The sequence below is a fragment of the Alkalicoccus luteus genome (genome assembly GCF_012034335.1).
Lineage (GTDB): Bacteria > Bacillota > Bacilli > Bacillales > Salisediminibacteriaceae > Alkalicoccus > Alkalicoccus luteus_A.
Genome location: NZ_JAATHJ010000021.1, coordinates 23156 through 36734, shown reverse-complemented (window position 1 = coordinate 36734; position 13579 = coordinate 23156). Strand labels below are relative to the sequence as shown.

The following is a 13579-nucleotide window of genomic DNA, read 5'->3' as shown; positions in this document are numbered from 1 at the left end:
CATTAAACAAAGAAAGGTGTGTTCGCGTGAAAATTGCAGTTGTGTATAACAGGGAAAGTCAGGCGGTCATTAACTTGTTTGGAACACAGAACCGGGAAAAGTACGGACTTGAGACGATCCGCCTTATCCGGGAAGGGTTGAAAAAGGGCGGGCACGAAGTAAAAACGTTTGAGGGAGACAAAAACCTGATCCAGAACCTGGAGGACTTTATGCCCTCTGTTATTTCAGGGGAGCGTCCCGGACTCGTCTTCAACTTAAGCTACGGTATTCAAGGACGCGGCAGGTATATGCACGTTCCCGGTATGCTGGAAATGCTCGGTATTCCGTACGTAGGTTCCGGTCCGGAAACCCATGCACTGGCGCTTGATAAAGTTGTCACGAAAATACTGCTCATGCAGCAGGGACTGCCTACACCTAAATTTGCCGTTCTCGATAAGCCGGACAGTCCGCTTCGGGAAAACCTGACGTATCCTCTGATTGTGAAACCGAAAGATGAAGCCGTTTCATTCGGTTTGAAAATCGTACACAACGAAGACGAGCTTCGCGAAGGTGTGAAGGTCATTTATGAAACGTACAATGAGCCGACGCTTGTGGAAGAGTATATTGAAGGCCGCGAAGTGAACGTAGCCTTGATCGGAAATAACCCTGTGGAGGCGCTCCCGCCGGTTGAACTCGTGTTTGGAGAAGGGCCTCAAATTTACACGTTTGAAGATAAGAAAAACCAGAGCGGGCGCACCGTTGAAAAAGTGTGTCCCGCACCTCTTTCAGATGAAGAAACAGAACGTGTGAAGGAGCTTGCCGTTCAAACGTTCAACGCCCTTCACTGTCATGACAGTGCCAGAGTCGATTTCCGCATTGACCGGGACGGGAATCCGTATATTCTGGAAGTGAACTCGATGGCAAGCCTCGGAGCGGATGGATCACTCGTGTTTGCAGCGGATAAGCTCGGCATGGATTACGCAGCTCTCGTCAACCGGCTTATCGACGTCACGTGTGAACGCTATTTCGGAAAGGATTTCTTTGATCAGGAATCGCACGAGATGAATACGACAGCAGATAAGCTGTTTAAGCGCTTAACGACGACGCGCGGCAGACTGGAGGACGAGCTGAAAAGCTGGACCAACCTTTCTTCAAGAACGGAAGACGCTGTAGGACTAAGCAGTGTGCGGAAACGGCTGGAGGAAAGACTGGCAAAGCTCTCGCTGAAGGAAGTACCGAAGCTGACGAACGGCAGATCTGCCTGGACTTGGGAAACGAAGGCAGGCCTTAAAGGCGGCACGCTTCTCGTCGTTCCGATTGATGTGCCGGGGAAACGAACCGGCTATCCGCTCTCTTTCCGAAAGGAGCAGGAGTGGATTTACGGGGAAGGGGTCGCCTCGAGCAGAGCCGGCATCACGACGGCGCTCGCAGCATTAAAAGCACTGAAGGACGACAAGAAGCTTGCCGGTACGAAAACAGGCGTCTTCTTTTATGCGGATGAAGGCCGCGGCATGAGGTATTCGTCTGCCATGCTGGAAAAGGCCGCATCAGAGGCGGCAGATGTCATCGTGATGCAGCCTGGATTCGTAGAAGGAAAAGTGGTGGATCAGCGCCGCGGGTCGCGCGAATATCATATTATTGCAGAAGGCGATCCGGAGCGGGTCGGAAGAAAGAGCGAGCCGCTCGACGTGCTGACCTGGTTTCTTGATCAGACAGCGAGTCTGCGGGAGCTTAGCAGCCGTAGAAAGAAGATCGCCGTCTCGGTTCAGGATATTCAGTCAGAACGATACAGCGTCCTGATGCCGCACCGCGTAACGGCTACGATCGCCGTCACGTACCTGGACGATAAGCTAGCCGAACAGGCAGAGGAGCAGATGAAAAAATTATTCAGGCCCGGCCGTACCGGCATGAAAACGTATATTGAACAGATTACGGCGAGACCGCCGCTCAGGCAGAAGAAAAGTCATCCTATCCTGGAACGGCTCGAGCATTGGGCAAAAGCCTATCAGCTGCCATTCGGAACAGAGTCGAGCCTGCTGGCGACGGCATCGGGAGCTGTTCCGGACGGGACGCCGTGTATTTGCGGATTTGCGCCGGCAAGCAGAAGACTCTATACGCCGGACGAGGCGATGCATCGAAGTGAACTTGTTCAGCGAGCTGTGTTATTAGCGTTATACTTGCAGGAGGAACCCACATGAACAACCCGCTTCTCCCGGTGCTGATCTCCGTCCCGCACGGGGGCTCAGTCATTCCGGAACATTTAGCCGAAAGACTGCTGTTGACAGATGTGGAAGTGGCACTGGACGGCGATACGTGGACTAAAGATCTGTTCGATTTTCGCGGTCGGGTTCAGACGTTTATTACGGCCGATACAGCGAGAGTGGTAATCGATTTGAATCGGGATCCGACGGACCGCCCTCCCGCAAACCCGGACGGCATCGTCAAAACGCTTACCGTGGCTGGAGAGCAGGTGTGGAGCCGTGAATTAAGCGACGAGGAGACAAACGAGCTGATCGAATCGATTCACGCTCCGTATCATCAGCAGCTGATGCACGCTTCCGGTGAAGAGGGGCTGCACTTTGCGCTTGACTGCCATACGATGCTTGATATCGGTCCGTCGAAGAGCGGTACAGCCTGGGAGCAGCGGCCGTTAATCTGCATCAGCAACCGCGGCAGTGCAGGTGGAGGGAAAGAATCAGAAACGATCACGGCACCTCCGGAATTTATGCAGCTTCTGAAGCAGGAGCTGGAACAGGAATTTGCGGATGAAGCTGTCGAAGGAGTTCCGCTTGTTATGGTAAATGCCCCGTTTAAAGGCGGCTATATTACGCAGCTGCACGGTCCGCGTACAGAAATACCGTGGGTGCAGCTCGAGCTGAACAGACGATTGTACCTGCCCGGGGAGCCTGGTGCACTTCCGTCCGCAGCTGACCGGAAAAGACTGGGCGAGCTCCGCGACAAACTGCTGCGCGTCATGGAGCGCACAGCTGCACCTGTACAGCCTGAAGTAGGGGAAGAACCAGCGTCCTGATGGGGGACTTTACAGAACCCCGTTCGTAAAGGTACAATAGACATACAATTCGATACGGAACGCACTGGGGGTGCACCAATGCTGAGAGACGGGTCTTCCCGTTAACCCTTTGAACCCGAACTGGATAATACCAGCGTGGGGAAGTGCAGGCGGCTTTTTGCCGGTTACCTGCATCTTCTGAGATTAATCATGAAGATGCTCTTTTTTTCGGCGCCGCCTGTCAGAACAGATGAATTTTCAGCATGCAAGGCAGTCCCGCAGGGGGACTGCCTTTTTTTCGGTCGAATCGTAAAAAATCTGGCGTCATACGCCGGCTGGAGGAATGTATCAATGAATCAGGTAAGTTGTGGAACGAGCAGAATCGTTGGAGTCCGCTTTGCAGTATATCCAATGTCAGATCAATTTGCGGACATCATCAAATCGGCGTTGAAGCAGGTGGATACGTCGAAGGTATGGATGCAGACAGATGATATTACAACGTGTGTCCGCGGACGCAGCGAACACGTCTTTGACGTAGCAGAAGCTGTGTTTGTTCAGGCTGCTAAAAACGGAACGCACACGGTCTTTAACGGAACGTTTTCGATCGGATGCCCTGGCGACAGTGAAGGAGACACGTATATGTCAGAAGACGGGGTTCGGCTTAATAAAGAAGCCTCTTCCCAGACCGAGGTGGAAGCGTCCACTCATTTTGCGCTCTATCCGATGAACAACCCGGACTATATGCAGGTGATTGCCGATCAGGTGGAAACAGCGAAAGAGCACAGTACGTTCACGAAGGGGGTCCACTACGCCTCCAGACTGGACGGCTCGGCGAACGATGTATTCGGTACGCTCGAGGAGATTTTCGTCGATACTGCGCAGTCGAGCTCGCATGGGCACGTCACGATGACAGCGACCGTTTCTGCGAACAGTCCGTCGCAGAAAGATAATAAGAGGAACGACTGATGCTGCTAAGAGAATGGAAGCTGAAAGAAATTGTCCTGATGTCCATTCTCGGGGTTGTATTTGCCTTTATTTATTTAGGCTTCTACTTCTTCGGGCAGGGGCTGCGAAACGCACTGATGCCATTCGGGCTTGCTCCTTTTGGCTATGAGCTGATCTTCGGCATCTGGTTTATCGTCTCCATCGTAGCTGCCTATATTATTCGTAAAAAAGGAGCGGCCTTCTGGTCCGAGCTGATAGCAGGTACGGTACAAGTGCTTGTCGGCAGCCCGGCCGGACCGCAATTGATTATTTCTGCGGCGATTCAGGGGCTTGGTGCCGAAGCCGCATTTGCAGCGACGAAGTGGAAAAACTATTCTCTCTGGGTGCTGGTAGCAGCAGGCATGTCCGCCGCGCTGTTCAGCTACGCTTGGGGATGGTTCCAATCCGGGCTTGCGGCACTGCCGGCCGGACTGATCATTGCCACACTGCTTGTCAGACTGGCAAGTGGAGCGCTCCTTGCCGGTGTCCTAGGCAAGTGGATCAGCGATCAGCTGGCTAAAACGGGGGTGCTCCGAGGTTACGCACTAGGGAAGGTGAAACAGAATGGACGTATCCGCAAAGCATCATAAACCGCCTGTCATTGAGCTGAAGCACGTCAGTTTTTCCTATGAAGAAGAAGCACCGCTGCTTCACGATATCAGCCTCCGGTTTGACGCCGGTGAATGCTGTCTGATTGGAGGGGCGAGCGGAAGCGGTAAAAGCACACTTGCCCTGATCATGAACGGCCTGTATCCGGAAGCAGTCGAGGGCACGATGAAGGGGGAAGTCCGGCTGCACGGACGCCCCTTGTCGAGCTACGATAAAGGAGAAGCAGCGCAGCATATTGGCGTCCTGTTTCAGGATCCGGAGAGTCAGTTTTGCATGATCAAAGTAGAGGACGAGCTTGCATTCGTGCTTGAAAATATAGCGGTTCCCCGTGAAGAAATGGATAATAAGATAGCAGGCGTCCTCCAGGAGACAGGCATGTCGGATTTTCGCCACCGGGCGATTCATGAGCTTTCCGGCGGACAGAAGCAGAAAATTGCGCTCGCTTCGGTGCTTTTGCTTGATCCGGAAGTGCTGATCGTGGACGAGCCGGCAGCGAATCTGGATCCGGCTTCCGGTCAGGAGCTGGTGCAGCTGATAGGCCGCATCCGGCGCACCCGCGGCTGCACGGTACTGATTATTGAACACCAGGCAGACAGGTGGCTTCCTCTGCTGGACCGTGCGGTGTTTCTTGCAGCTGGTAAAGTCATGCTCGACGGCTGTCCGGATACGCTGTACCAGACGAAACGAGCTCTGCTGAAGCAGGAAGGCATCCATCTTCCTTTCAGGTACGACCCAGTCCCGCCGAGAAAGCCGGATCCTCACGGTGAAGAAGTCATCTTTGACGTTCGGGAGCTGACAGTTTCCAAACGAACAAAAACAATCATCCAGCATCTGTCCTTTTCGCTGCATCGCGGGGAAATGCTGGCGATCGCAGGGGAGAACGGCTCCGGAAAAACGACACTGCTCCAGGCAGCAGCAGGGTTAGTTCCGCTCAAGACAGGTCAAATTATGCTAAAGGACAAAACGCTTGAGCAAATGGGAGAACAGGAGTTCCGCCAGCGTACCGGCTTTGTGTTTCAAAATCCGGAGCACCAGTTTATTACCGATACAGTCGAGGAGGAGCTGTTATTCGGACCGGAGCTTGCAGGGCGGAAAGATGCAGGGCAGTGGATGGAGAAGCTGCTGGAGCGTTTCCGGCTCAATAATCACCGCCATCATAACCCCTTTATGCTATCCGGAGGACAGAAGCGGCGCCTCAGTGCAGCTGTCATGTTAGGGGAGGTGTCTGACGTGCTTTTTCTGGATGAACCGACGTTTGGCCAGGATGCAGCATCATCGGATGACTTAATGAACATGATTGATGAACTTCGTAAAGAAGGAACGGCCATCGTCATGATCACCCATGATATGATGCTCGTCGACCGCTACTGCCACCGGGTGCTCGTGATGAAAGACGGAGAGGCGGCATTCGACGGAGAACCGGGAGAGTTGTGGAAGCAGCGGGACCTGCTTCATTCCTGCAGTCTGATGCAGCCGGAAGAGGAGGCGGTGACAGGATGACAGCTTCCCTGAACCCGGCGCTGAAAGCAGTAACCGTTCTGATTCCCGGTATCCTTCTCAGCTTTAGTTTTGATATCTTCACACCGCTCGTGTTCCTCTTGTTCATTATCGGCTATACGATTTTTTTCAGCGGGGTACCGTTGAAAAAGTGGCTCATGTTTTTCCTGCCGTTTATGATTTTAGCTGCCGGTTTTGCCTGGATGAGCATGCTGTATGCATCAGGATCATTTGCGGAAGGGCGAACGCTGTTCACGGTCTGGCGCTTTGACGTAACGACCGGATCGGTAGCAGTCGGGATCAGCCTTGCGCTTCGCTCCCTCTGCTTTGGCGCCCTGTCGCTGCTTTTCATTTTAACAACCGACTCGACCAAGTTTATGCTGAGTCTGATGCAGCAGTTTAAGCTTCCTCCTTCGATTACGTACGGAGTGCTGGCCGGCTACCGGTTTCTGCCGCTGTTCCGCCATGAATTTCAGCTGCTGCGCCAGGCACAGCGAGTTCGCGGTGCCGGTCGGGCAAAGGGGATAAAAGCAAAGATTCTGCAGTTCCGGCGCTATGCGGTGCCGCTGATGGCCAATGCGATCCGCCGTGCTGAGAGAACGGCGAATGCAATGGAATCAAAGGGCTTTACCGGCTCCTATGAGCGCACCCATTATCATCATATGCAGATTACAGCAAAAGACTGGTCGTTTTTTGGGATGGTGAACGGTGCCCTGCTCATTACCTTCGCTGTTTCATATTATTTAGGCTATTTATCCATCTTCGGCTATCAGGCCGGTTCATAACACGGATAACAAGTCTGATGAAGGGCATATACAAAAGCCGGATCAGGCAGCTGCCCGGTCCGGCTTTAAGGCTTATCGTCTAGTCATTCACATAACGCTGCATCGTTGGGGGATCATACTGCTCCATCATATCAATTAACCTTCCGGAATCCCGGCCGATCGTTAGCATGGATAGATAGCTCTCATGAAGAAACCCTTCCCGGATCATATGATCAAACATCGTCAGCAGCGGCTCATAATAATTATCGGCGTTCAAAATACCGATCGGTTTTTTATGAATCCCGAGCTGGGCCCATGTAAACACTTCAAAAAACTCTTCCATCGTACCGGCACCGCCGGGAAGGATTAGAAAGCCATCGGCCATGTCCGCCATGCGCGATTTTCGCTCATGCATGGAATCAACGACGATAAGATCTGTCAGCATCGGATGGGCAATTTCGCGCTCCTGCAGCATGCGGGGCATAATGCCGGTTACTTTTCCGCCTGCTGAAAGTGAAGCGTTGGCTGTGACGCCCATCATGCCGACAGCACCGCCGCCGTAAATCAGCTCGATTCCCCGCTCGGCTAGCGCTTTTCCAAGCTTCGTCGATTCCTGTTCGTAGATGTCAGAACGTCCAGTACTCGAACCGCAGTATACGGCAATACGCCTCATAATGCTGACTCCCCCTTTATTCAGACTGATATATCTTATACCCTTTATCATACCACTTTCAGCACAAAAAACACGAATTTTCTGAAAGGAACCCGACAGAAAAATGGAAAAAACGCAGCTTTTTAATCCGGTTGATGCAGTAACGTCATAAAATTGTCACGTGCGCTTTACCGCGTGCCTGTGTTACAATTATGAAAACGTTTTCTTTTCTTTTCTGACAAGGGTTTTGCAGGGAAGAAAGAGCGGCTTATCAGGCCGTTTTTCTTTTTTCTGCGTGCTTGTGAAAAAGAAAACAATCATCCGAATGTGCAGGTGATTTCGATGTCAAAAGGATTTTCCCACTACTGGACGAAAAAACAAATAAAAAAACAGCTGAAGGTCGTGCGCGGGGAACTGGCGCCTACGATGGTCTTAAAAGATGTGACCTATTTAAACAGTTTCAGGCGTGTCTGGCTGAAGGCCAATATATGGATCATGCACGACAGAATTGTTTACATCGGTGACGATATGCCGGACCCGTCTGACGAGACAGAAGTGATTGAAGCAGAAGGAAAGGCGGCAGTGCCGGGCTATATCGAGCATCATTCGCATCCGTTTCAGCTGTATAATCCGCTGACGCTGGCAGAATTTGCGGCGGTTCGGGGCACCACAACAATGATCGGGGATAACCTGCCCTTTTTCATGCACCTTCCGCCGGAGAAGGGACTGGAGCTTCTCGATGAGCTTCAGAAAAGCCCCGCCTGCCTGCTCTGGAGCGCACGCTATGATGCACAGACGGAGCTTGCAAACGGTGACGACACGTTCTCCTATGCTAATATACGCCGCTGGCTCGATCATCCGTACGTCGTACAGGGAGGCGAACTGACCGACTGGCCGAAAGTGCTTCAAGGCGATGCACAGCTGCTGCACAGCATGCTGGAGACAAAAGATATGCGAAAGCCGATTGAAGGTCATCTGCCTGGAGCTGGAGAAAAGACGCTGACGCAGATGGCGCTTCTCGGCGTAGACGGCGATCATGAATCGATGACGGCAGAAGACGTATTTAAACGATTGAATGCCGGATTGAATGCGTCACTTCGGTATTCATCCATTAGACCGGACCTGCCGAATCTGCTCCGGGAACTGCATGAGCAGGAACTGAGCTGCTATGATTCGCTGATGATGACAACCGACGGATCGCCTCCGCACTTCATGCAGCATGGTGTGATGGAGCACCTGATTTCACTTGCGGTGGAGGGAGGAGTTCCATTTATCGACGCTGTTCACATGGCGTCCTGGAACGTAGCGCGTCACTTTTACATGGATGACGTGACCGGCGTTCTCGCTCCCGGACGGTTAGCGAACATCAATCTGCTTCCTTCTACTGAGGAGCCGTTTCCGGAAGATGTACTCGCAAAAGGAAAATGGGTCCGTCGTCACGGCAAAGCTTGTTTTCCTGAAACAAAAGTGGACTGGGAGTCTTTCGGGTTCAAACCGCTGGAACTGAACTGGGAGCTGAAGGAGGTTGACTTTCACTTTTCTATGCCGCTCGGGATGAAAATGGAAAATGAAGTAATCATGAAGCCTTATCAAATCGCGCATGATCTCACAGAAGAAGAGCTTCCTGACGACAGCGACGAATTGTTTATGGTGATGCTGGATCGCCATGGGAAATGGAATGTATGCACCGTCATCAAAGGGTTTGCTGACAGTATTTACGGCTTTGCGAGCAGCTTTTCCACCACGGGTGATATTATGCTGATTGGGCGGAGCAAGCAGGGCATGCGCGCAGCTTTTGCGGAATTGAAGCGGCGAAAAGGCGGCATTGTACTGCTGGAACGGGACGGCTCGGTAAGCGCCGCGGTTGACCTGCCGATCGGGGGCATGTTCTCGGGCCTGAGAATGGAAGATGGGCTGCTTGCTCAGGAGCAGAATTTGCGCGAGAAACTGGCAGAACACGGTTATCGATTCGGCGACCCTGTCTACAGTCTGTTATTTTTTTCTGCTACACATTTGCCGTTTGTACGCATCACCCAAAAGGGAATTGTGGATGTAAAGAAGAAAAGGGTACTCTTTCCCGCTCTTATGCGGTAAACTAGTAAAGTACAAGGGTACGTCATTCCCTTCTCAATCAGGAACCGGGAGCTATAGACGAAGGAGCTCTTTTGCTTATAAAGGAAAGATTTTCCCTGGCTGCCTGGAATTACGAGAAAGAGGTGAGCGGTCACTATGCAGATCGATAAACTGCGCGGAAAAGAGCTGGATCAGCTGTTTGACGCTATTTTAAGCTTGAAAGACCGGGAAGAGTGCTATCAGTTTTTTGATGATTTATGCACCATGAACGAAATTCAGTCCCTCGCTCAGCGTCTGGAAGTAGCCCGAATGCTTATGGACGGAGATACGTATCAGCGGATCGAGCATCAGACAGGTGCCAGCACAGCAACAATCTCCAGAGTGAAGCGATGCATCAATTATGGAAATGACGGCTATAAGTTCACACTGGACCGGGTGCACGCTCCTGAAGGACAGCACGAACGCGGATAACGTCTGACAACTATATAAAAAAGAGCCGCCCCGGGCAGATGTCCGGGGCGGCTTTGCAATGGAGTGGCACTATTCTGAAGCGGAAAAAGTGTTTTGACAACATAAAACGAGGAGGCTTTCGATGTTCTCCTCGAAAGCCTCCAGGAGTGTCAAACAGTCGGTTCAGGTGAATCGTTTTGCATCTGCCCGTAGCTTCGGGCACTCGCTTTCCGGAGGGAACGGGCATTGCTAGGTGCTTCCTCCTGCTGGCAACCGGATTTTCGCCTCGTTCTGATTTTCCCGGAGTCGAGGCTCTCCAATTTCGGCAGCTGGCAGAAGAGGTAGATCGCTCCATTATTATTGACAAATGCTTGTTCAAATTGATTGTACCTTCCCTGTGCGATTTCTCTTACAGGAACGGTGATGCCGATGCTTCGCAGTATTCGCCAGGAGCGTAACAAGCAGCCTGCGGATTATTAATCGAGGCTCGCGCATATTTTTGATATACTACATAACAGACGGTCTGAGTAGCAGATCAATTTATACGTAGGAGCATCGATTATTATGAAACAATTAGAAGAATGGGAGCACGTCTTTAAGCTGGATCCGGCGAAGGAAATCAGCGATGAACAGCTGGAACAGCTTTGTGAATCAGGGACGGACGCCGTAATCGTAGGCGGAACCGATTCGGTGACAGAGGACAATACCCTGGATTTGCTGATGCGGATCCGGCGCTTCAGCGTCTCATGTGTGCTGGAGGTGAGCGGCGTGGAAAGCCTCGTGCCGGGATTTGATTATTATCTCGTCCCGTCTGTCCTGAATGCCCGCTCTGTGACGTGGGTGACCGGATTGCATCACCGTGCCCTGAAAGAATTTGGGCATTTGATCGGGGAGGAGGAGCTGATCGCAGAAGGCTACTGTGTGTTGAATCCTGAAGCCAAAGTGGCGTACCGTACCGATGCCGATACGATGCTGGACGCTGATGACGTAGTGGCATATGCTCGCTTAACGGATCAGCTTTTCCGGATGCCGGTTTTTTACATGGAATACAGCGGTGCGTACGGCGATCCCGAACTCGTCCGCCGGGCTGCAAACGTGCTGGAAAACGCCAGGCTGTTCTATGGGGGAGGCATTGCTTCTCCGGAGCAGGCCTCTGAAATGGCTGCTTTAGCCGACGTTGTGATCGTCGGCAACGTCATCTACGACGATTTCAAAGCAGCGCTGAAAACCGTCGCCGCAGTCAAAGCATATACAAAACGGAACACATAGCGTATGATACAAACTAGAACAAACGTTTGGGTGGTGGCAGCATGGAACACGCATTACTGACAGGATTAAACCCGGAACAGCAGGAGGCTGTCCGGCATCACGAAGGACCGCTGCTGATTATGGCAGGAGCGGGAAGTGGAAAAACGAGGGTGCTGACGCACCGCATCGCTTATTTGATCAGCGAGAAATGCGTACCGAACTGGTCGATTCTGGCGATTACTTTCACGAACAAAGCAGCGAGGGAAATGAAGGACCGGGTCGCATCGATTATTGGCGGCGGTGCAGAGGAAATGTGGATTTCCACCTTCCACTCGATGTGTGTCCGAATTTTACGCAGAGATATCGACCGCATCGGCTATAACCGCAACTTTACGATTCTCGATTCCGGGGATCAGCAGACGGTGCTGAAGCGGATCATCAAGGAATTAAATCTGGATCCGAAAAAGTTCGATCATCGCGCAATGCTCGGCTCGATCAGCAGTGCCAAGAACGAGTTGAAGACAGCTGAGCAGTTCGGAAAGCAGGCAAATGGTTTTTATGAAGAAACCGTTTATGAAGTATACAAGCGGTATGAGAAGGAATTGAAAAAAAATCAGTCGCTTGATTTTGACGACTTGATTATGGTGACGATCCGCTTGTTCGAGCAGGTGCCGGAGGTGCTGGAATACTATCAGCGCCGCTTTCGTTATGTGATGGTCGATGAGTATCAGGATACGAACCGTGCCCAGTATAAGCTTGTGCAGCTGATCGCAGACCGCCATAAAAACCTTTGTGTCGTGGGAGATTCCGACCAGTCCATCTACCGCTGGAGAGGTGCGGATATCCAAAACATTCTTTCCTTTGAAAAAGATTATGACGACGCCAAAGTTGTGATGCTGGAGCAGAATTACCGCTCGACGAAGCGGATTCTCAATGCCGCTAATGCCGTGATCGAACGGAACCCAAACAGAAAAAAGAAAAATTTGTGGACTGAAAACGTCGACGGAGAAAAAATCACGCTTTATGAAGCCGATAATGAGCATGCAGAGGCGCGCTACGTTGTCGGTCTGATGAAGGACTATATTGATTCCGGCAAATACAAGCCGTCTGAGATTGCCGTGCTTTACCGCACAAACGCTCAGTCCCGGGTGATGGAGGAACTGCTTGTGAAATCAAGCATGTCCTATACGATTGTAGGAGGCACGAAGTTCTACGACAGAAAGGAAATTAAAGATCTGCTTGCCTACCTGCGTCTGATTTCCAATCCGGATGATGACATCAGCTTCCGCCGAATTGTAAACGTGCCGAAGCGGGGAGTAGGTGCGGCGTCGGTCGATAAGCTTGCCGGTTATGCCGCTTACCATGACCTGTCGCTGTACCAGGCCGTACAGGAAGTAGATCAGGCAGGTCTCAGTGCCCGCGCGGTAAAAACTCTCCGGGAATTTGCCGCACAGCTGCGCGGCTGGGTGGAAATGCAGGAATATCTGCCAGTGATGGAGCTTGTCGAAGAAATGCTTGAGAAAACAGGCTACCGCGATATGCTGAAGCAGGATAAGAGCCTGGAATCGGAAGCGCGGCTGGAAAACATTGATGAATTTTTAACCGTTGCCAAGGAATTTGAAGAGGCGAGCGATGATAAAACGTTGACAGCCTTTTTAACCGATCTTGCGCTGATTGCTGACATTGATCAAGTTGATAACGAAGAGGAGAAGGCGGAGGACAAATCGCTGCTGATGACGCTGCACTCAGCGAAAGGCCTTGAATTTCCGGTCGTCTTTCTCATCGGTCTTGAGGAAGGAGTATTCCCGCACAGCCGGTCTCTGATGGAAGAAGTGGAGATGGAGGAAGAACGCCGTCTTGCTTACGTCGGCATCACGCGTGCGGAAGAGCGCCTTTATATCAGCCGGGCAAAAATGCGGAAGCTGTACGGACGAACCAATATGAACCCGCCGTCCCGCTTCCTGCAGGAACTGCCTCAGGAGCTCTTGCGCCGGGAAGGAGCGGCTCCGGAAGTGCCATGGAGCGGAAGTGGATCGTCTGCGAGACCGGCTTCGGGTATGAGCCGCCGGCCGGCAGCGAATCCGAGAAAGCCTGCACGGCCTCAGCCTGCAGCTACCGGAGGGTCTTCCTTCAGCTGGAACGTCGGTGACAAAGCTTCCCATAAAAAGTGGGGCACAGGCACCGTCGTCAGCTTGAAAGGAAGCGGAGAGGACGTTGAGCTCGACATCGCGTTCCCGCAGGTCGGTGTAAAGCGTCTGTTTGCTAAATTTGCACCAATTACAAAGGAATAAGCTTCAGGAGGCGGTAAGGCGG

General features: G+C 52.1%; 11 protein-coding genes and 1 riboswitch. Of the genes, 10 read left to right on the top strand and 1 reads right to left on the bottom strand.

The window, feature by feature from the left end:
• Positions 1–26: 26 nt before the first annotated feature.
• The 6 genes from HCN83_RS12550 (at position 27) to HCN83_RS12525 (ending at position 6864) form a co-directional block, all read left to right on the top strand.
• A complete protein-coding gene (locus HCN83_RS12550) occupies positions 27–2177 on the top strand; it encodes a M20/M25/M40 family metallo-hydrolase (protein WP_168007835.1) in 2151 nt (716 codons plus the stop codon).
• Positions 2174–3010, top strand: coding sequence for an N-formylglutamate amidohydrolase (locus tag HCN83_RS12545; protein ID WP_168007833.1), 837 nt, complete (start codon positions 2174–2176; stop codon positions 3008–3010). Before HCN83_RS12550 ends, HCN83_RS12545 begins: the two co-directional genes overlap by 4 nt.
• A gap of 56 nt (positions 3011–3066) precedes the next feature.
• Positions 3067–3169: riboswitch (TPP riboswitch) on the top strand.
• Positions 3170–3340: 171 nt separating this feature from the next.
• Positions 3341–3955: a YkoF family thiamine/hydroxymethylpyrimidine-binding protein gene (locus HCN83_RS12540; RefSeq protein WP_168007831.1), complete on the top strand. Its 615-nt coding sequence runs from the start codon at positions 3341–3343 to the stop codon at positions 3953–3955.
• Positions 3956–3957: 2 nt separating this feature from the next.
• Positions 3958–4563: an ECF transporter S component gene (locus HCN83_RS12535; protein ID WP_168007867.1), complete on the top strand. Its 606-nt coding sequence runs from the start codon at positions 3958–3960 to the stop codon at positions 4561–4563.
• Entirely contained in the window at positions 4538–6082 is a 1545-nt protein-coding gene (locus HCN83_RS12530) for an ABC transporter ATP-binding protein (protein ID WP_168007829.1), read from the top strand. Before HCN83_RS12535 ends, HCN83_RS12530 begins: the two co-directional genes overlap by 26 nt.
• Positions 6079–6864, top strand: coding sequence for an energy-coupling factor transporter transmembrane component T family protein (locus tag HCN83_RS12525; RefSeq protein ID WP_168007827.1), 786 nt, complete (start codon positions 6079–6081; stop codon positions 6862–6864). Before HCN83_RS12530 ends, HCN83_RS12525 begins: the two co-directional genes overlap by 4 nt.
• Before the next feature lie 79 nt (positions 6865–6943).
• On the opposite strand, the gene HCN83_RS12520 is transcribed toward HCN83_RS12525, so the two are convergent.
• Positions 6944–7516, bottom strand: coding sequence for a TIGR00730 family Rossman fold protein (locus HCN83_RS12520; protein ID WP_168007825.1), 573 nt, complete (start codon positions 7514–7516; stop codon positions 6944–6946).
• Positions 7517–7837: 321 nt separating this feature from the next.
• Between HCN83_RS12520 and HCN83_RS12515 the strand changes: the two genes are divergently transcribed.
• The 4 genes from HCN83_RS12515 (at position 7838) to pcrA (ending at position 13557) form a co-directional block, all read left to right on the top strand.
• A complete protein-coding gene (locus tag HCN83_RS12515) occupies positions 7838–9589 on the top strand; it encodes an adenine deaminase C-terminal domain-containing protein (RefSeq protein ID WP_168007823.1) in 1752 nt (583 codons plus the stop codon).
• A 135-nt stretch (positions 9590–9724) separates the two neighbouring features.
• On the top strand, positions 9725–10039 hold the full coding sequence (locus HCN83_RS12510; RefSeq protein WP_168007821.1) for a YerC/YecD family TrpR-related protein: 315 nt from the start codon (positions 9725–9727) through the stop codon (positions 10037–10039).
• Positions 10040–10582: 543 nt separating this feature from the next.
• Positions 10583–11287, top strand: a complete 705-nt coding sequence (locus HCN83_RS12505; protein ID WP_168007819.1) for a heptaprenylglyceryl phosphate synthase — start codon at positions 10583–10585, stop codon at positions 11285–11287.
• Positions 11288–11328: 41 nt separating this feature from the next.
• Positions 11329–13557, top strand: a complete 2229-nt coding sequence (pcrA, locus tag HCN83_RS12500) for a DNA helicase PcrA (protein ID WP_168007817.1) — start codon at positions 11329–11331, stop codon at positions 13555–13557.
• Positions 13558–13579 lie beyond the last annotated feature (22 nt).

Excerpts from the sequence above, each read along its gene's own strand:
- HCN83_RS12545 (WP_168007833.1), top strand. The coding sequence starts at position 2,174 with ATGAACAACCCGCTTCTCCCGGTGCTGATCTCCGTCCCGCACGGGGGC.
- HCN83_RS12540 (WP_168007831.1), top strand. The coding sequence starts at position 3,341 with ATGAATCAGGTAAGTTGTGGAACGAGCAGAATCGTTGGAGTCCGCTTT.
- HCN83_RS12530 (WP_168007829.1), top strand. The coding sequence starts at position 4,538 with ATGGACGTATCCGCAAAGCATCATAAACCGCCTGTCATTGAGCTGAAG.
- HCN83_RS12525 (WP_168007827.1), top strand. The coding sequence starts at position 6,079 with ATGACAGCTTCCCTGAACCCGGCGCTGAAAGCAGTAACCGTTCTGATT.
- HCN83_RS12520 (WP_168007825.1), bottom strand. The coding sequence starts at position 7,516 with ATGAGGCGTATTGCCGTATACTGCGGTTCGAGTACTGGACGTTCTGAC.
- HCN83_RS12515 (WP_168007823.1), top strand. The coding sequence starts at position 7,838 with ATGTCAAAAGGATTTTCCCACTACTGGACGAAAAAACAAATAAAAAAA.
- HCN83_RS12510 (WP_168007821.1), top strand. The coding sequence starts at position 9,725 with ATGCAGATCGATAAACTGCGCGGAAAAGAGCTGGATCAGCTGTTTGAC.
- HCN83_RS12505 (WP_168007819.1), top strand. The coding sequence starts at position 10,583 with ATGAAACAATTAGAAGAATGGGAGCACGTCTTTAAGCTGGATCCGGCG.
- pcrA (WP_168007817.1), top strand. The coding sequence starts at position 11,329 with ATGGAACACGCATTACTGACAGGATTAAACCCGGAACAGCAGGAGGCT.